Here is a 19,121-nt window from a genome sequence, read left to right as displayed (position 1 = left end):
AAACTATAACTAAGTTCAGCGCAGTTAGCGCTTAAAATCAGTAGCTTGAGATAAGTTTATTATTCAGCGCCTTGGTTCGTTACCTTTTCTAAAAAGGCCTTTCGCTCAGCAATCGTGGCTTGCTGCCACCAAAATTCTAGCATTTGCGGTGCACTTGGCATGCCTTTGCCATTAATAGGCGCAATAGGCTTTATAGGTTGGCTTGGACGCGTTGGACCCGCTGGCACCGTATTTTGTAAAGCAGGCTTTTGACTTGCAAGCTGTGTATTTGAAATAACACTAAGCGGCTGTGCCACAGACGCGCCCTTTGCTTTTAAACTTACCTGTGGTGCCTCAGCAAATATTTTCGCTGATACCGCGTTATCGGCACGATTAAACACCATGTCGTAGTCTTTGTTATCGTCAATAGTAATATCGACCCAAAACGGTTCAGACTCTATTACCTCATGGTCGTCAAAGCCTAGCTCGTATAAATCGGTGTATTTTAATTTTAATCGATAAGAGCCTGGATCAAGTTCAATGTCGTCAACCCGGCTAAATAGAGAACTTTCAATCACTCTTTCGCCGACTTGTAAAGGCACTAACTCTTCAGGAAAGTGAATATTTCCGGCACTTACTGACATACTCATCAATAGCGCCGCAGCTGCAGTTATTAACATTGGTTTACGCATAAAAACTCCTTTATTTGTTTTGAGTTTGACACTGCAAACAAAATTTGTCATTAGTGACTTTAAATTCAAACCTTACACTGAAACGATTATGAGCACAGAAACAATATTTACAAAAATTATTAACCGCGAAATTCCTGCCGACATTATTTACGAAGACGACACTACCCTTGCATTTAAAGATATAAACCCGCAAGCTCCTTTTCATGTGTTAATTATTCCAAAAAAAGCAATTGCCACTATCAATGATATTAATAGCGAAAACTCACATTTAGTTGGAAATTTATACGAGGTTGCTGCTAAATTAGCCAAGCAATTTAACTTTAGTGACGATGGCTACAGAGTAGTAATGAACTGCAATAAACACGGCGGGCAAACCGTGTATCACATACATTTACATATGCTTGCAGGCAAAGAAATGGGCTGGCCTCCGTATCAAGAAGCTAAAAAATTAAAAATTTAATAATAAAAATTCACTGGAATTATTAGTATTTAGCTAGTTACAAATGTTATGGTTTATCATGTATATAAAGTGAAAAATAATTACTTATTTGCAACATTTTATGTTTAAATAATCGTAAAATCGTACTTGTTCACAAGGCGAAACCCGACTTTCTAATACAAAAGGTGTGGAAGTCGTGATAAACTTAACTAGTCAGCTTTATAAAAAGAGTATAAAAACATGAGCAGTTCAGCCTTTTTGTTATTAGATCAAGAGCCAATTAACACCATTGGCATTAACGTTTTAGAACCTTTGTTAAAAACGCAAGGCCTTGACGTAACCACGGGTACAAATATTTTAGATGTACCAGAAGGGACTCGATTACTGTTCATTGAAACATCAAGTAACGATGCATGGGGTAAACTAAAAGAACAGCTAGTTAACCTGCGCACCAAGTGCGATATCGTATTATTTAACCTAGACGAAAACCCAGAGCTCGCTAACCGCGCGCTTTTGAGCGGTATTCGTGGCGTGTTTTATACGACAGATAACGCTGATGTATTAATGAAAGGTATTCGCTTACTTTTAGAAGATCAGCTTTGGTACAGACGTGACATTATGTGTAATGCATTAAACCGCATGCTGCAGTTTAATAAAGACGCACTACACAAGCTGACCGAAGGTGACATAGAGCCAATTAAACTCACTAAACGAGAAAAAGCAATAATCTCGTTAATGAGTAAGGGTTCTAAAAACAAAGAAATTGCTGAAGATTTAAGCATCAGCCCGCACACAGTTAAAACACATTTATACAGCGCATTTAGAAAAACTAAATGTCGTAACCGTATTGAGCTACTATCTTGGGCTCAACAAAACATTCCAGACGAAATTCGTTAATCAATTTCGTAATTAAAAACAGGCACTTATGGTGCCTGTTTTTGTTTATGCTGCATGCTTGTTAAATTAATCGCTTTTTATTACTCTATTTAAAGTACCCATTGCTGGAACCTCTATGCTCGACTCATTCACCCTCTTTTTTGCCAGCATTGCCGTTATTATTGTAATGACTCTTCTTAACTTTTTAACATGGCGTACCAACAAAAGTACCCCAGGTACTCTGCTTTATATTTTTTATCCAGTTTTATTACTAGGCGCAGTAATTGGCTTTACGCTTATTGGTAAAACGCACAACCTTATTGTGATTAGTATTGCCAGCAGTATGATGTTTGGCGCATCAATTGTGCACAGCTTGGCTATATGCCAATTTTTAGATTATCGGGGTATTGGCTTTAAGCTACTGTGCTCCTTTACCGCGTTTAGCGCAGTAATGCTGGGGTATTATTCTTTTATTGACCCTTCTTTACGCGAGCGAATTTACGTCTCGGATGTACAGCACATTGCAGAAGCCGCTTTTTTGCTGTTTTTATTTATTAAATATGCCCGAAAACCCTACCCAAATGGCACCATTGTTTACATTTTAATATTAACTTTAGTTGGCCTGAGCTTTATTAGCCGCTCACTATTTATGGTTAATATTGAACAACCCCTGCTATTGCAAAGCCCATGGTTTAGCAGCTTACTGTTTTTAAATGGCGTTATTGCACCTATGTTTTATGCCGCCGGTATGGCGCTTTTGTGTAATGAACGCAGAGAAAAAAACCTTAACAAGCTGGCCGACAAAGCCCAAAAAGATTTAGAAATTAGAGGCCTGTTTTTATCAACTATTAGCCATGAAATTCGCACCCCCCTTAATGGCATATTAGGCAGCGCCCAATTAGTTATGAACCAAAGCACCGACACCCGCAATAAAGCCTATTGTGAGGCCATTATTAATTCGGCCGAGTCATTAAATTTACTGGTTGATAAAGTGCTCGACTACGCAAGCCTAGATCAAAGTGATGAAGCACTTTACGAAGAAGACATTGAATTTAAAACCTGGTTAAACAATTTATGTTTATTGCTCAGCCCATTAGCGGAGCAAAAACAACTTAAGTTTGAACTGGTATGTAATATCCCTGAACAAGCCTGTTACTACTGCGATCAGCAAAAATTAAGGCAAATTATTATTAACCTTGTTGGTAACGCCATTAAGTTTACCGACCACGGTATAGTAAAAATTCAGGTTGATTTAATAAGCGATAGGCAGCTTGAGCACACCATAAAAATTAGCGTTAAAGACTCAGGCCCTGGTATCGAAAAAGACGAAATAGCCTACTTAACCGAACCCTACGTACAAAGTAGCGCCGGCAAAGAAAAAGGCGGCACCGGCCTTGGGCTTGCCATCACCAGCCGCTTACTAGAAAAGCTAGGCAGCCGTTTAGAAATAACCAGTCAACTAGGCACTGGTAGCGTATTTAGCTTTACTACCACCTTTACGCTAGGGGAGCTTAGTTTGGTAGAGCAGCGACATCAAAACAAAGACTACTTAACTGGCCTTGAAGTACTGCTAGTAGAAGATTTAGATTTAAATCAAAAAATTGCCATTGAGTTTATGGCCGAAGATGAGCATAAAATAAAGCTCGCCAAAGATGGCAAAAGCGCTATTGAACTGCTGCAAACGCATCACTTTGACGTTATTTTACTGGATATGAACCTGCCAGACTTTACCGGCCAAGAAGTATTAAAACGTTTGCAGCGTTTGGAGCATAAAAACCAGCGCACGCCCGTACTGGCCTTTACAGCAAGCTTAAGCCCTGATGAGGTAAAAGAATACTTAGCCCTGGGAATAAAAGACATAGTAGGCAAACCAATTAAGCAGCAAAAGCTTCGCCAAGCACTGAGTGATTCACAATCCAATCAAACTGCAAATATAGCTGTAGAGCTAGTAGACACCTTATACGACGAAACCGCAGCAGAAACGCTAACCAGCTCATTTAGTGAGGATGAAGTGTCGTCGATTTACAATGAATTTGTACTCTCAGCACGGACTAAACTAACCCGATGCCAAGAACTTATTGACCAGCAACCAGAGCAGTGCATTAAATTATTGCACCGCCAAGCAAGCACCGCGCTGCAATTAGGCTTTAACCGTTACGGTATTGAGCTTAAAAAAATAGAGCGCCGCTTGCTTGATAACAAACCTCATAACAACCTGCTAGATGAGGCGTTAGAGCTATGGCAGCGCAGCCTAGAACAATACTTAAAGTACGTGCGCGGGCAGTTGGGTTAGCATTGAAAAGCATATACCTTGGATGCTTTAGTTTATTTATTCAAACCTGGCAACTTCTTCAAAGCTTAGCCCAGTAAAGCCGTGCGCTTGCAAAGCACAAAATAGATTTAGAGAAATGTCTCTATCACTTACACGAGAGTCAAGAACATAAGTACCTTCAAATCAATCCTCTGGAATTTTAAATATACAACTATGCTTTGGTAGTTTTTCTTTTTTGAATACCGCTTTTTGTAATCCAATATTTAAACCTGGTAGCATAAAAGTACTCATTTCAACATCCAAAAATCCCCTTATTGTTCTAGTGACATTATAAAAGTACCAGTTTTCATCACCTACATAGAAAGGTAGTAACTCTCCCGAATCTTCAAAAATATCTGCCAGTTCATTTGCTACGTGCTCTTTTATAGCAAGGCCTTGTAAATTTATTGCTGTAATATCACCTATAGGTGTCTTTTTTTCTTGATTGTAATGCGCACTAAAATTTATTAATGTTGACTCTTTTGATGAACCATCAGGCTTCCATAGGTCAGGCTCACATAAAGATTCGCTATCAGGAAATATGACTCTGTAATGGTTAACGTTTGGCGTGATTTTATAAATAACTTTACTCATTAGTACCCATAAACTCCATTTTGTAGCGATATAGCAATTGATTGTAAAATCGCTGCACATTCACTACGTGTATTTGCTAACGATAGTTGATTAGTAATATTTAGATAATATAACTCTGTATGAATTTTTGCATGATTAGAAGCGTCAGGCATAGCTGGGTGAGGAACGTAGTTTTCGTTCTTTGGCAAAAAGACTCCATTACTTGGATCATCTATTCGAATTTTAAATTTAGCAAGTATCTTTCTAGCAGCTCGCGCCAGCTCATGAGTACCAGATACAATCGCATGGGTAGCCGTATTTGGTGGCTTTTTACCAGCTCCTGTTGCAGACATATATCTTGCCATTCTTTGCGGCCGGTGTTTTTCTTTCAAAAGAGCTTCTGTTGTTGTTCTATTTGCCATCTCTGCATAACGAGAATATGCTAATAAACCAAACTTAACACTCCGAGTAGCTATCTTATTATAAAGGCGAGCAGCATGTTGAGCAATTTCAGCTTCAGTAAGTTTACGTTCGGTCTCTTTTAAAGTTTTCTCCAACTCGTTTGAAATAAGTGTTTCTGAGTCTCTAAACTTATAAATAACACCTGACTCTCTTATACTTTGGCGTAACCCTTGAAGGAGTTCACCAGGTTCTACTTGAACAGCTGTAATCAAAGATTTATCCATGTAACGTCCCTATAATTTTAACTGACAACATAGTATTTTAAATAACTTTTTATTTCAATCAACATCCTCGCTACTTAAGTTTATCACTAGAAAACCACTTTATTTAAATACCTAACCTTCCATACTTATCATCAAAACGCTCTATGTCACTTTCATCTAGTACGGCGCCAGTTTGCACTTCAATGACAATTAGCGCCTCTTTTTGATTGTTCGCTAAGCTGTGTATTTGTTTTACTGCAATGTAGCAAGATTGGTCGTGGCTAAGTGTTAATGCTTGCTTATCAATACGTACATCGGCAACCCCCGATACCACCACCCAATGCTCTGCACGATACTGATGGCGCTGCGTTGAAAGTTTAGCCCCGCTGTTTACGGTTATTTTTTTAACTTTAAACCCTGTCCCTGTTACTAAAGTGCGGTAGTTACCCCATGGACGATACACAACCTGATGGTGATTGAGTTTATCACTTTGGCTAACCGCTAATTGCTTGAGCAATAAAGGCAGACCATCGAGCTTGTTTTTATTGGCAACGAGGGTGGCATCGTGGGTATGAATAATAGCTAAGTCGCTAACCCCAAGGGTAGCAACGCTGTGATCGTCTTCGCTTAAAACAAAATTATTAGTACTATTTTGCGCGGTATGGCTGTCGTTTTCATTATTGCCATGTGCATCTTTTTTAATAAGGCTAGCCAAAGCACCAAAGCTGCCTACATCACTCCAATTAAGAGCAACAGGCAGCACTGCTACATTATTACTGCGCTCTAAAATGGCGTAATCGATAGAGTCACTTGGGCAGGTTTTAAGTGGCTCACTTATCGGCCTTGTAAACCCTAAATCGTCAGAGAAATTAGCCGCCGCGCTTACACTGAGTGCAATTTTTGGTGCAAAGCGTTCTAGCTCATTTAAATAGGCTTGTGGTGTAAATAAAAACATGCCGCTATTCCAGCTATAACCGCCTTGAGTTAAATAATGCTCAGCGGTAGCCAAGCTTGGCTTCTCTTTAAATTCAGCCACTTTATAGCAATTTGAGCCCGCTATTTTACTACCTTGTTTAATGTAGCCAAACCCAGTGTGGGGCTGTGTTGGTGTAATTGAAAACGTGACCAACATACCTTGCTGGGCTAATTCAATTGCATCGTTTAATTTAAGTGTGAGCTCAGTAAAGTTGGATATATGATGATCGGCAGGCATCACCAGTATTGGCCCAGTTATGCCTTGCTGTAAAGCGTAGTGTGCTGCCAGCGCAATAGCCGGCGCGGTATTTTTACCCTGGGGCTCTAACAAAAGTGCATGAGGAGCGGCCTGTGCACTTTGCTCAGCAGCAATAAAGCGGTGCTGCTCGTTACAAACAAGTATTGGCTTTGCAAACTCCTTGCCCGATACACGCGCTAACGTACTTTGTAATAGTGAGTGTTTGTTATCAAGCAGAGGTAAAAATTGCTTAGGCATAGCTTGGCGAGAAAGCGGCCATAACCGTGTGCCAATGCCGCCCGCTAAAATTACCGGTGTTATAAGGGTTGTATTCATAAAGCCGCCAATAAACATATCAGCGGCTATTTTAGCACTTTATTGGCTAGGCGCTAATGCTTAGCGATTTATACCAAGGTAAACGCGTCGGCATCTAAATAAGCAGGAAATGAGGCTTTAAAATCATCGAGCGGTGCTTTTTCAAGTGTTACGGTAAGTAACTCTTGTGAATTGTCTTTTGCTTTGGCGATCGTATCGCCTTTAAAGTCGTACACAGCCGTGCCGCCATTGTGCGCAACACCATTGCCATCGTCGCCAACACGGTTAACGGCTACTACATAACATAGGTTTTCCATAGCGCGCGCCATTAATAGCGTATCCCAAATATGACGACGAACTGCAGGCCAGTTTGCAACGTTTATCATTACATCGTAATCATTATTGTTGCGCTGAAAAACCGGAAAGCGCAAGTCGTAACACACTTGCGGCAGTAACTTAAAACCGTTAATTTCAAACGTTTTACGTGCTTGCCCTGCGACAACGTAATCGCCCTCACTGCCTAAGCGAAATAAATGACGTTTATCGTAATAATTTACCTCGCCACTTGGCGTCACCCAATAAAAGCGATTCGCTTTTTTATCGCCTTGAGCAACCAAAACCGAACCTGCAATAACGGCTTTATGTTTATGTGCTTGGGTTTTTAGCCAGCTCAACACTTTGCCATTTTCGGGCTCTGCGCAATCAAGATTAATAGCAAAGCCTGTGGCGAAGGTTTCGGGTAGTAAAATTAAATCAGGTTGAGCGCTCATCGCTGCTAATTTTTTATCAAACATGGCTAAATTGGCGTCTTTATCAAGCCAATGCAGCGCACTTTGAACGAGTGTAAGCGTTAAAGTTGACATAATATTTGCGCGGCCTCTATTAAGGTTTCATCGTTTTTAGCAAAACACAGTCGAATCACTTTATCATTTGAAGGTTGCTTATAAAACACACTTAAAGGAATAGCAGCAACCCCAGCTTGCTCTACTAACCAGTGGCAAAAATCCACATCATTAAGATCAGACACCTCACTGTAATCGAGCAATAAAAAGTACGTACCTTGGCTTGGTAAAATATTAAAACGGCTGTCACTTAAGTGCTGTGCCAGTAAGTCGCGCTTTTGCTGATAAAAATTACTCAGCTCATCGACATGTTCGCCTTGTTGTTCAAGCATGTCGGCCAATGCGTGTTGTGCAGGTGTAAAGCTTGAAAAAGTAACATACTGGTGTATTTTTCTAAATTCAATAGCAAGCGGTGCAGGCGCAATACAGTACCCCATTTTCCAGCCGGTACTGTGAAACGTTTTGCCAAAGCTTGATATAACAAAGCTTTTTTCACGTAGTTGCTCATCACAAAGCATGCTTAAGTGCTTATCGCCATCAAAGGTAATGTGTTCGTAAACTTCATCACTTATTACATATAAATCGTGGTCGCTTACTAACGATTTGAGCGCGTTTATATCATGGCTTTTAAGTATTTTTCCGCTTGGATTGTGTGGCGTATTAATAATTATAGCGCGCGTGCTTTTGCTCACTGCACTGCGAACAGCTTGCCAATCAATAGCGTAATCGGGGGCATGCAATGCAATATGAACTGTTTTACCGCCAGCAAGCTCAATGGCAGGCTGGTAAGAGTCATAAGCGGGGTCAAACACAATGACTTCATCATCGGGGCGTACTATAGTTTGAATAGCCACAAATAATGCTTCGGTGGCGCCCGACGTTACCGTAACTTGCTCAGCTGCATCAATGTTAGCCGCGTATTTACGCGAAACTAAATTTGCTATTTGTTGATGTAAACGGGGCACACCACTGGATGGCGAGTATTGATTAACCCCTTGCTGAACATAAAAATTTAGCTGGTTTTTCAGTAGTTCTGGCGCATCAAACTCAGGAAAACCCTGCGATAAATTTATTGCCGAATGCTGACTTGCCAAGCCACTCATTTGGCTAAATATACTAACACTTAAATTTGGTAATTTACTTTCAAACACGACAGGCCCTTAATGATGGTTTTGCGCTTAAAGCGATGCTATCATTGCTTAAAACAGAAGTATAGCCGTCTAAAATTAAATAGCTTTATATCAATTTGCTTAATTAACTGAGTTATTTTGAGGTAGCAAAAACGCAGCTCGCGTTTGGTTTAGCGCCTCAAACGCATTAAGTATTATTACGCATTGGTATTACACTCATTGGTGAGGAATGTATGCACAACAATACCGCTATTTCGCAACTTATTGAAGCCGGAAAATGGATCAGTCAAAAAGGCTGGGTTCCCGCCACCGGCGGAAATTTTTCGGCGCGCACCGCAACAGGGTATGTGGTTACCGCTAGCGGCTTTGATAAAGGTCAGCTCGGTACACACACATTCATTGAGCTTGATCATCAAGGTAATCGCACTAAAGGTGCTGGCAACCCATCGGCCGAAACGCAATTGCACTTAGGCATGTATAAGCTTATTCCGCACGCAAACGTGGTACTGCATACTCACTCAGTAGCAGCCACCGTACTATCGCGTGTAATTAAAAGCCATGCATTAAATTTAAGCGGTTACGAAATGCAAAAGTCACTCAGTGGGGTAACCTCGCATTTAGATACGCTCAGCATTCCTATTTTTGAAAACGACCAAGACATAGACCGCTTAAGCTTGCTGCTTAGTGATCACCACTTACATACACCCATTGAGCATGCAGTGTTAATTCGTGGGCATGGCGTTTATGTAGTAGGGCGTAATTACAAGCAAGCACTTCGCCATTTAGAAGGGTTAGAGTTTTTATTTAGTTGCGAGCTGGAACGGTTAAAAATAGAAGGTATTGGGGCACAGCTATAATGATAAAAGCAATTTTAACTGATATTGAAGGCACCATAACACGTATCTCATTTGTAAAAGAGGTGCTGTTTCCGTATGCAGCCAAGCAACTAGCAACGTTTATGCGCTTAAACGAAAATAAACCCCATGTCGCTGAGCAAATAGCGGCTGTTAAAGCCATTATTAATGAGCCAGATGCCGATATAGAAAATGCCATTAGCGTGTTACTAAAGTGGATTGAAGAAGATAAAAAAATTACCCCTTTAAAGCAAATACAAGGGCTAATTTGGCAAACGGGCTACGAGCACGGTGATTTTAAAGGCCACCTATACGCAGATGCGTTTGAGTTTTTACAAGCTCAGCATGCTCAAGGCACCGCACTCTATGTGTATTCATCAGGCTCAGTGAGGGCGCAGCAGTTACTCTTTAAATACAGTGACTATGGCGATATTCGCCCCCTGTTTAACGATTTTTTTGATACCAAAGTCGGCGCAAAGCAAGAGCAAGCCGCCTATAACACTATAGTTAATCAGCTCCCTTTTAGTGCAAACGAAATCTTGTTTTTAAGTGATGTGGCAGGTGAGCTTGATGCAGCCAAAGCCGCAGGGCTTAAAACCTTGCACTTGATACGTGATGGCCAAGCACATAGCGCGCACCCATACGTACATGACTTTAGCACAGTTAAATTGGAGCAATTTGCATGAGCCAATTAACAATTTATGCTAACAACAATCCAATTAATGCGCTGGTAAACACTTGTGATTTAAGCGAAATTACTCAGCAATTAGCAAAGGTAAATGTACGTTTTGAACAATGGCAAACAACCGCACCCATTAATGAGCACACCACAAATGAGCAAATTATCGCAGCGTATAAAAATGATATAGCACGCTTAAAAGCGCAAAATGGCTACCAAACGGTGGATGTTATTTCGCTTGCAAAAGGTAATCCTGCAGCGGCACAAATGCGAGAAAAGTTTTTATTTGAGCACACTCATAGTGAAGACGAAGTTCGTTTTTTTGTAAAAGGCCAAGGGTTATTTTGCCTACATATTGATGCCAAAATTTACCAAGTATTATGCCAGCAAGGTGACTTAATTTCGGTCCCAACCCTTACCCCACATTGGTTTGATATGGGGAGCGACCCAGAATTTACCGCCATTCGATTATTTAATAATACCGAGGGCTGGGTTGCAAAAAGCACCGAGTCTGAAATAGCGAAGCAGTTTCCGTTGCTCGCATAGCAAAAGTAATACGCTCCACAAAGGGATAAGTGGAGCGCTGTTTAAAAACTACTTAAGCGCTGTTAACGCGCCACTCTCTACATCACTTTTATTGTAAACACCGGTATCTAACACCCAAGCTGTTATTAGTTTTGCAGGTGTTACATCAAATGCGGGATTATACACATTGGCATTAGTGGGTGCCCACAGCGCCTCACCAAAACTGCCACTTACGCCGCGTACCTCTGCGCTATTTCGCTGCTCTATTGCTATATCGCTACCGCAAGCTGTTTGTGTATCAAGCGTAGTTAAAGGCGCGACAACATAAAAAGGAATATCATGAAAATGCGCCAATACAGCTAAATTATAAGTTCCCACTTTATTAGCAAAGTCGCCATTAGCAGCAATACGATCGGCGCCTACCACTATTTTATCTACCTTGCCTGCGGCCATTAAGCTTGCTGCCATATTATCGCAAATAAGCGTATACGGTACTTGCCAGCGCTCAAGTTCGAACGCGGTTAAACGCCCGCCTTGCAACAAGGGCCGCGTTTCATCAACCCACACATGTATATTGCCGTGTTGTTGCTGCGCTTTGTAAATAACGCCTAATGCTGTACCAATACCAGCAGTCGCTAATGCGCCGGTATTACAATGGGTTAAAATATTGTCGCCGCTGTTTATAAGCTCAGCTCCGCGCGTTGCCATGCGCTCACATAGGGCAATGTCTTCAATAAAAAGGCGCTCTGCGCTGCACACCACAGCTGCTACAAAATCATCGCTTTTAAGGGCCTCTCTTAATGTAGCCATACAATGCATTAAATTAACAGCGGTTGGCCTTGTGGCTTCAAGCTCATCAATTGCTTTTGCAAGCGCCGCTTGAGTTCCCCCCTGCTGCGCTAAATGAGCAACCAGCAAACTCGCACCTAAGCCTATTAATGGTGCGCCACGAATTTTTAAACTGATGATCAGCTCCTTCATCGTCTCAACACTATGGCATTCGTGCCATACCTGCTGATGAGGAAGTAAATACTGGTCAAGCACACTTAATGTGCCGTTTTCATATTTTAAACTGCTTGCGATTAGGTTTTGCATGGTAAGGCTGCTTAAATAAAATGCGTAAGGGTATTTTACATCAGTTTGAATAACTCTCAAGTTAGACTTGTAGACATCTAAACATTTAAAGGTATAGAATGCCCAAAAAGGTTATTTGAGAACTCACTATGGCTAACTATGTCGCGTTTGATGCGCAGCGCGCAATTGAATATGTAAACTCGCTAATTGACTCTAAGCAGTATGATTTTTTTAATGCTGACGCCAGCTTAACTGCGTACGAATTTGGTGACGGTAACCTTAATTTAGTATTTAGAATTAGCGATGAGCACCATAACGGCATTATTTTAAAGCAAGCACTGCCTTATGCTCGTTGTGTAGGTGAATCATGGCCGCTCACGCTTGATAGAGCCCGTATAGAGGCGCAAGTGTTACTTAACCATGGCGCTATTTGCCCACAAAACACCGCTAAAGTACTGCACTATAACCAAACTTACGCACTTACTATTTTAGAAGATTTAGGTCACTTAAAAATATTGCGCACTGCGCAAAATAACGCGGAGCAATTTCCTAAGTTAGCCGAGCACGTAGCTACGTATTTAAGCCATACCGGGTTTTATAATTCAGATTTTTACCTAACCGCCCAGCATAAAAAGGCCCTCGTACAGCAATTTACTAATCCTGAGCTTTGCCAAATTACAGAAGATTTATTTTTTAGCGATCCGTATACAGATCACGAACGCAATCACTTTGACGAGCTACTTACTACACATGTACACGCTTTGCGTGATAACACGGCACTTAAGTTAGAAGTTGCGAAATTAAAAGCTAATTTTTTATCTAACCCGCAAACATTGCTGCACGGCGATATGCACAGCGGCAGTATTTTTGTAGATACCAATACCACTAAAGTGATTGACCCCGAGTTTGGCTTTTTTGGCCCTGTTGGCTTTGATATAGGCTCTTTTATTGGCAATTTACTATTAAATTACTGCGCACAAGCAGGACATATTGAAGAGTTTGTAGCACGACGAAACTATCAAACGCATTTACTTAGCTGCATTGTTGAAAGCTATAATTTATTTGAGCAACAATGGTTAGCTTTAATTGCCAACCACAGCACAGATCACACCCTTAATAACGACGGCTACCCACAGTACTTTATGAAAACCGTATTACAAGACGCCATAGGTTATTGTGGAACAGAACTAATTAGGCGCACCATAGGGCTCGCGCATGTGGTAGATATTGACAGCATTGAAGATGAAAATACGCGCCTTGCAGTACAAAAACAAACGCTGAGCTTAGGTGAGCAACTTATTTTAAATGCCAAAAGCTGCGACAACAAAGATGCCTTTTTTAGTTTATTAATAAGCCAGCTAAATTAAAAAAGGCGCCTAAGCGCCTTTTTTATACTAATACCGTTATTGGTAGTTTTCGTAAATTTTATCGAGCGGCTCCGACAGCCCACTTTCTTGCACTATACGCACGTGTTTACGCCTTAATTCCCGCGCACTCGTTACACCACATGAGTGGGCAATTAAGCCAGCGCCGTAATGAATATATTTATTATAATTGGCAACCCGCTGAGCTTTATCTGCAACATTTAAACCACGCTGTAGCCGCTCGTTATGGGTAGTTACACCGGTTGGGCAGGTGTCTTTATTACATTGCATGGCCTGTATACAGCCTAACGCAAACATATGACCACGCGCAGAAACAACAAAATCGGCACCCAAAGCAAGCGCCCATGCCACCTTAGAGGGTACAATTAACTTACCCGAAACAATGACTTTAACCCGCCCTGTTAAGCCGTGTTTTTCAAGCATATTAACAACCAGCGGTAAGCTTTCGCGCAGCGGTAAACCTACCGAATCTAATAAGGGTTGTGGCGCTGCGCCCGTACCACCATCGGCACTATCAATAGTGATAAAATCCGGTGCTGATTCAAGCCCGCGATGGTTTATTTCTGCAAATAGTGTTTCTAGCCAAGTGTAATCACCAATAACGGCTTTAAAGCCGGTAGGTTTGCCTGTGGCGTTTCGCACTGTAGCAATCATATCTAATATGTCGCTTGGCTTTTTGATCTCTGGGTGCCCATTTGGGCTAATTGAACCTTTACCCTCAGGGATGCCCCTTATTTTAGCAATTTCAGCATTAACTTTTTTACCTGGTAACATACCGCCTTTACCTGGTTTGGCGCCTTGGCTTAATTTAAGCTCAAACATTTTTACGTTTTTATGCGCCGCAATTTCTTTAAGTTTATCGATACTTAAATTTCCAAGCTCGTCACGTACACCATATTTAGCCGTACCAATTTGAAACACCAAATCGGCTCCGCCCTCTAAGTGATAAGGGCTTAACCCGCCTTCACCGGTATTCATCCAGCAGCCGGCCAATTTTGCTCCTTTTGATAGCGCTCTAACAGCCGGTTTTGAGAGCGCACCAAAGCTCATTCCCGATATATTAAACAAGGAGTTAGTGGTGTACGGCGTTTTACAATAAGGGCCTAAAGTTACATTACTTGGGTCCAGCGCCTCTTCATCTAAGGTAGGAAAAGCACAGTTCATAAACATCACTGTACCTGTTACCTCTAAGCTTTGCGTGGAGCCAAATGCAGCGGTACGATCGACATCTTTTGCAGCACGATACACCCAACTACGCTCTGCTCGGTTAAACGGCATTTCTTCTCTATCGAGAGCAAAAAAGTACTGCCTAAAAAACTCGCCTTGGCGCTCAAAAAAGTACCTAAAGCGACCAATAACCGGGTAATTTCGCCTAATTGCATGCTTTGTTTGAGTAATATCACGAAAATAGAAAACAATAACGGTAAGTACAATTAATCCTAATGCAACAATAAAAATACTCGCAAATACATCAATACTAAAAATAATAAAATCGCTCATCCAAGGCCCCTTGATGGCTGTTTTTAAAAATAAAAAAGGTGTTGCGTCAAAATGACACAACACCTTTCGTTGTTCAAGGTTTATACCTTTAGATAATTAGCTTTGCGTGTTTTCAAGCTCAGCTTTTATATACAAACGAACTTGCTCTTCAAGCACTGATAACGGCACAGAACCATGACGCAATACTTGATGATGAAACTCACGAATATCAAAACGTGGCCCAAGCGCTTGCTCGGCCTCTGTGCGTAAACGCTTGATAGTCAGCTCGCCAATTTTGTACGACAAAGCTTGCCCCGGCCACGAAATATAGCGGTCGGTTTCGGTTTTAACATTGTGTAATGAAAGCGCCGTGTTTTCGCTCATAAAGTTCATAGCGCGCTCTCGGCTCCAGCCGTACATGTGCATACCGGTATCAACCACTAAACGAGCTGCACGCCACATTTCATAGGTTAAACGGCCAAATCGGCTGTATGGGTCTTGGTAAAAGCCTGCTTCTATACCTAAGTATTCAGAATAAAGCCCCCACCCTTCACCAAAAGCCGAAAGGTAGGCATCACGTCGGTAGCTTGGTAAGTTTTCAAGCTCTGCATTAAGCGATATTTGTAAATGATGCCCCGGTACGGCTTCGTGTAAGGTCAGCGCCTCTAATACATACAATGGGCGCTTATCTAGCGCATATGTATTTACCCAATAATAACCTGCTTGATCGCTTCGGCTTGAGCCAACATAGCGACCGGTTGTATATTTAGGGGCTATATTTGCAGGTACAGGTGCAACGCCATAGGGCATACGTGGCAATGTATGAAATAACTTAGGCAGCTGCGCGTCCATTTTTTTAGCTATATAAGCAGCTTCTTTTAATAGCTGCTCTGGAGTGGTGGCGTAAAATTGCGGATCGGTACGTAAAAAGTGGATAAAATCGGCAAACGTGCCTTCAAAGCCTACTTCTTTAATTATTGTCTGCATTTCACTGCGGATACGCGCCACTTCAGATAACCCCAGCTGATGGATTTCATCAATGCTCATATTTGTGGTGGTGTAATACTGTGCGCGGTTTTTATAAAACGCCTTGCCATTAGGGGTTTGCGAAATACCAATCGAAGTACGTGCACCCGGCTGATATTGCGTAGTAAAAAATGTTAAATACGCTTTGTAAGAGGCAATAACATCGTTTTTTATGATGCGTTTGGCTTTTTGCTGCAACGCTTTAAAGTCGTTTTCACTTAGCCCTGCTGTGTTCGTTTTAAACGGGGAGTAAAAGTCTGACTGCGTTACATCATCCACTATGTAAGCGCTTATTGAGTCTTCATACCCGGCTAATACCGCTTGTGGTTGAGTAAGCCCCGTTTCGAGCCCCTTTTTCATCCAATGTATATTTTGCTCAAAAAAGCGCTGCACTTGTTCAAGGCGGGCTAAATACGTTTCTAACTGTTGCGGTTGCTTGTACTGCGAACTATTAATCATATAAGACAAGCTAGAATGGAACCCATACTCAGAAGTTAGCGGCATGTAGTGCGCATTAAATACGTATTCATCAACACTGTTTTGTACTTGCGCACGAATAATACTGAGGTTAATACTGTTTTCACTTGAAAGCTCATCGCTATCAATTGCATCTAAACGACTTAATAATGCTGTTTTTTCCTCATATTGTTGCTTTAAAAATTCGGCCGATAAATTAGGTAGTAAATAGCCATCAACCCCTTCAGGCTGAGTGTAGGGATTAACACGTTTGCGGTAATCAACAATACTTTGCGCCACTTGTTCAAATTGTGTGTTTGCGTTGGGGCTTGTTAATGTACATGCGCTTAGCGTGCCAAAAAGTGATAGCACAAGCAGTGTGCGGCAAATTCGCGGGGGTAAGGAATAATTCATTTTAGTTTTACTTAACCATACAATAGATTTCACAAAACTATCGTAGGCTGAGTAAATAGCAAGACAAATGCGATTAATCTCAATAACACACGCTTAATTGGAGCGGGTAAAATAAGCTGAACCCGCCTAAATTAAGCTAAATACGTGCTCTTTGATGATAAAATCAGCTATTAGGCAGCAAAAGTAAAAAATTAAGTTCACTAATACTGGTTTTTACTTTTAAATAGCCTGCTTAACGATTATTGTAGTAAAAAAATAATAAAGCTTGGATGCATTGCCGCCTCATTGAAGAGTTATTTTAATGTGTAATTTAATGCGTACTTAGTTGGTAGTTAAAATGATGTTCCATGATTCCATGGCTGTAGCTCAAGAAAAAATGACGAATGTATGCCTGTTTTTAGAACGTCATACGCTGCCTCCCTCTCCGTTAAATTACCACGTTGCCTATACCTATATTAGTAAAGTAAATCCTCAGCTGAATAACGCCATAGACGAGGCCATTACTAATAAAGCCCAAATTGATAGTATTTTGATTGAGCAGCTCTACTTTGAGTTTTTAAACGAAGGGCATACCACGCAAGTGGCAATGATTAATAACGTAAATGGGGTTATTGATTCACTGTCGCGCAATGCGCAATCAACCGAAAAACAAATTGTTAGCTTTGCCGGCCAAGTAAGTGAGTGCATGCACACGCTTGATGAGAATAATAAAGAGCAAAGCCGCCAAGCACTCGATACGTTAAACACGCAATCAGCCACGTTACTTGAGCAACACAAGCACTTTAAACACGAGCTATATAAAGCTAAAAAGTTACACGAAAAAACCCAAAAACAGCTGGCGCAATTACGTAAGCAGCACATTATTGACTCACAAACGGGGCTGTATAAACGTCATTATTTAACGCAGCAAACCCAACTATGGAGCAACCAAGACAAATCAATTTGCGCAATTGCTATTCAAATAGATAATTTAGATCATTTTGTAGATAATTACGGCGATATAATTGGCGAAGTTATTTTGAACAAAGTAGCTAAACAAGTAAAAAAATATGTCTTTCAAAGTGGTTTACCTGGGCGCACAGCAAAGAACCAATTTACTGTATTACTGCCAGATATAGACCCCGAAACCGCCAATGTTATTGCTGAAAAAGTGCGTAATGGCGTAGAAAAACTTCGTTTTGTTAGCTCAAAAAGCGGCACTAAGCTGCCTGGCATTAACTTATCTTTAGGCATAGCGCAGCAACTCAAAAATGATGACTTTAACCAGTTAGCTAAAAAAGCCTCGCAAGCGGCATTTAAAGCACGCTCACTGGGGCAAAGTAGCTTTACAGCTGGCCACTAGGTTTTACGCTAAATTACCTGATAAATCATATTCAAATTGCACCTGCAGTATACAATCAAGTACACTAGTCTTTATTGCCACGATAGAGACTAACCATGAACGAAACAGAGCAAAAGACCACGCATTTTGGCTATAAAACCGTAGCCGAAAACGATAAAGCCTCAATGGTTGCAGACGTATTTCACTCGGTTGCAGCAAAGTACGATGTAATGAACGATTTAATGTCTTTTGGTGTACATCGATTATGGAAACGTCAAACTATAGCCAGCTCAGGTGTGCGCAAAGGCCACCACGTCCTTGATTTAGCAGGCGGCACTGGCGACCTAACAGCAAAATTTAGCCAACTAGTCGGTGACACCGGCCAAGTAGTTTTAGGTGACATTAACTCATCAATGTTAAAAGTGGGCCGCGAAAAGCTGCACAACTTGGGTTTAGTCGGCAATATCGACTACGTGCAAATGAATGCCGAAATGCTGCCATTTCCAGATAACAGCTTTGATGTGATCACGATTGCCTTTGGCCTACGTAATGTAACCGATAAAGACAAAGCTCTTCGCTCTATGTACCGTATTTTAAAGCCAGGTGGACGTTTACTAGTATTAGAGTTTTCGAAGCCTGAGCATGAAATTTTAAGTAAAGCGTACGATTTTTACTCGTTCAATCTATTACCAACTATGGGTAAAGTAGTGGCGAACGATAGCGAGTCATACCAATACTTAGCTGAGTCGATTCGTATGCACCCAGACCAAGAAACCTTAAAAGCAATGATGGAAGAAGCAGGCTTTGAACAAACAACGTATCAAAACCTAACCGGTGGTATTGTTGCACTGCACCGTGGTTTTAAATATTAAG

The 19,121-nt window shown here is 41.2% G+C and carries 18 protein-coding genes; 9 read left to right on the top strand and 9 right to left on the bottom strand.

The window, feature by feature from the left end; translation table 11 throughout:
- Positions 1-59 precede the first annotated feature (59 nt).
- Complete coding sequence (locus SJY38_RS15540; protein WP_096042477.1) at positions 60-671, bottom strand: DUF2057 domain-containing protein; 612 nt, start codon at positions 669-671, stop codon at positions 60-62.
- Positions 672-759: 88 nt separating this feature from the next.
- On the opposite strand from SJY38_RS15540, the gene SJY38_RS15535 reads away from it, so the two are divergent.
- From SJY38_RS15535 to SJY38_RS15525, 3 genes are all read left to right on the top strand, one after another.
- The gene (locus SJY38_RS15535) at positions 760-1,131 is read left to right on the top strand and encodes a histidine triad nucleotide-binding protein (protein WP_004587493.1); all 372 of its coding nucleotides are present in this window, start codon (positions 760-762) and stop codon (positions 1,129-1,131) included.
- Between the two features lie 219 nt (positions 1,132-1,350).
- Positions 1,351-2,007, top strand: coding sequence for a response regulator transcription factor (locus SJY38_RS15530; protein WP_004587492.1), 657 nt, complete (start codon positions 1,351-1,353; stop codon positions 2,005-2,007).
- A 115-nt stretch (positions 2,008-2,122) separates the two neighbouring features.
- Positions 2,123-4,279 (top strand): ATP-binding protein, encoded by a 2,157-nt coding sequence (locus SJY38_RS15525; protein ID WP_256851607.1) that lies wholly within the window; start codon positions 2,123-2,125, stop codon positions 4,277-4,279.
- Between the two features lie 162 nt (positions 4,280-4,441).
- Here SJY38_RS15525 and SJY38_RS15520 read toward each other — a convergent pair whose 3' ends face one another.
- The 5 genes from SJY38_RS15520 to SJY38_RS15500 all read right to left on the bottom strand — a co-directional run bounded on the left by SJY38_RS15520 (position 4,442) and on the right by SJY38_RS15500 (position 9,056).
- The gene (locus SJY38_RS15520; protein ID WP_377110152.1) at positions 4,442-4,891 is read right to left on the bottom strand and encodes a hypothetical protein; all 450 of its coding nucleotides are present in this window, start codon (positions 4,889-4,891) and stop codon (positions 4,442-4,444) included.
- Positions 4,891-5,556, bottom strand: a complete 666-nt coding sequence (locus SJY38_RS15515; RefSeq protein WP_096740310.1) for an AHH domain-containing protein — start codon at positions 5,554-5,556, stop codon at positions 4,891-4,893. Before SJY38_RS15515 ends, SJY38_RS15520 begins: the two co-directional genes overlap by 1 nt.
- Positions 5,557-5,659: 103 nt before the next feature.
- Positions 5,660-7,084, bottom strand: coding sequence for a mannose-1-phosphate guanylyltransferase/mannose-6-phosphate isomerase (locus tag SJY38_RS15510; protein ID WP_286741293.1), 1,425 nt, complete (start codon positions 7,082-7,084; stop codon positions 5,660-5,662).
- A gap of 68 nt (positions 7,085-7,152) precedes the next feature.
- On the bottom strand, positions 7,153-7,926 hold the full coding sequence (locus SJY38_RS15505) for an amidohydrolase (RefSeq protein WP_024033950.1): 774 nt from the start codon (positions 7,924-7,926) through the stop codon (positions 7,153-7,155).
- The gene (locus SJY38_RS15500) at positions 7,914-9,056 is read right to left on the bottom strand and encodes a methionine aminotransferase (protein ID WP_286741294.1); all 1,143 of its coding nucleotides are present in this window, start codon (positions 9,054-9,056) and stop codon (positions 7,914-7,916) included. Before SJY38_RS15500 ends, SJY38_RS15505 begins: the two co-directional genes overlap by 13 nt.
- 212 nt (positions 9,057-9,268) lie before the next feature.
- Here SJY38_RS15500 and SJY38_RS15495 point away from each other — a divergent pair, with 212 nt between their 5' ends.
- The 3 genes from SJY38_RS15495 to SJY38_RS15485 are packed head-to-tail and all read left to right on the top strand — an operon-like array spanning position 9,269 to position 11,114.
- The gene (locus SJY38_RS15495) at positions 9,269-9,892 is read left to right on the top strand and encodes a methylthioribulose 1-phosphate dehydratase (RefSeq protein ID WP_004587487.1); all 624 of its coding nucleotides are present in this window, start codon (positions 9,269-9,271) and stop codon (positions 9,890-9,892) included.
- Positions 9,892-10,575, top strand: coding sequence for an acireductone synthase (gene mtnC / locus SJY38_RS15490; protein ID WP_377110151.1), 684 nt, complete (start codon positions 9,892-9,894; stop codon positions 10,573-10,575). Before SJY38_RS15495 ends, mtnC begins: the two co-directional genes overlap by 1 nt.
- On the top strand, positions 10,572-11,114 hold the full coding sequence (locus SJY38_RS15485; protein WP_377110149.1) for an acireductone dioxygenase: 543 nt from the start codon (positions 10,572-10,574) through the stop codon (positions 11,112-11,114). Before mtnC ends, SJY38_RS15485 begins: the two co-directional genes overlap by 4 nt.
- Positions 11,115-11,162: 48 nt before the next feature.
- On the opposite strand, the gene mtnA is transcribed toward SJY38_RS15485, so the two are convergent.
- Positions 11,163-12,188, bottom strand: a complete 1,026-nt coding sequence (gene mtnA / locus SJY38_RS15480) for an S-methyl-5-thioribose-1-phosphate isomerase (protein ID WP_054983619.1) — start codon at positions 12,186-12,188, stop codon at positions 11,163-11,165.
- A gap of 128 nt (positions 12,189-12,316) precedes the next feature.
- Here mtnA and mtnK point away from each other — a divergent pair, with 128 nt between their 5' ends.
- Positions 12,317-13,534, top strand: coding sequence for an S-methyl-5-thioribose kinase (mtnK, locus tag SJY38_RS15475; RefSeq protein WP_377110147.1), 1,218 nt, complete (start codon positions 12,317-12,319; stop codon positions 13,532-13,534).
- A 36-nt stretch (positions 13,535-13,570) separates the two neighbouring features.
- Here mtnK and SJY38_RS15470 read toward each other — a convergent pair whose 3' ends face one another.
- The gene (locus SJY38_RS15470) at positions 13,571-15,052 is read right to left on the bottom strand and encodes an FMN-binding glutamate synthase family protein (protein ID WP_377110146.1); all 1,482 of its coding nucleotides are present in this window, start codon (positions 15,050-15,052) and stop codon (positions 13,571-13,573) included.
- A 96-nt stretch (positions 15,053-15,148) separates the two neighbouring features.
- The gene (locus SJY38_RS15465; protein ID WP_377110145.1) at positions 15,149-16,927 is read right to left on the bottom strand and encodes a DUF885 domain-containing protein; all 1,779 of its coding nucleotides are present in this window, start codon (positions 16,925-16,927) and stop codon (positions 15,149-15,151) included.
- 355 nt (positions 16,928-17,282) lie between these two features.
- Between SJY38_RS15465 and SJY38_RS15460 the strand changes: the two genes are divergently transcribed.
- Both SJY38_RS15460 and ubiE read left to right on the top strand, forming a co-directional pair.
- A complete protein-coding gene (locus SJY38_RS15460; protein WP_377110222.1) occupies positions 17,283-18,269 on the top strand; it encodes a GGDEF domain-containing protein in 987 nt (328 codons plus the stop codon).
- A gap of 95 nt (positions 18,270-18,364) precedes the next feature.
- The gene (gene ubiE / locus SJY38_RS15455; RefSeq protein ID WP_004587478.1) at positions 18,365-19,120 is read left to right on the top strand and encodes a bifunctional demethylmenaquinone methyltransferase/2-methoxy-6-polyprenyl-1,4-benzoquinol methylase UbiE; all 756 of its coding nucleotides are present in this window, start codon (positions 18,365-18,367) and stop codon (positions 19,118-19,120) included.
- The last annotated feature ends 1 nt before the right edge of the window (position 19,121 follow it).

This window comes from Pseudoalteromonas sp. R86517 (assembly GCF_042466295.1).
Classification (GTDB): Bacteria; Pseudomonadota; Gammaproteobacteria; order Enterobacterales; family Alteromonadaceae; genus Pseudoalteromonas; species Pseudoalteromonas atlantica.
This window is presented reverse-complemented; position numbering and strand designations above follow the sequence as displayed.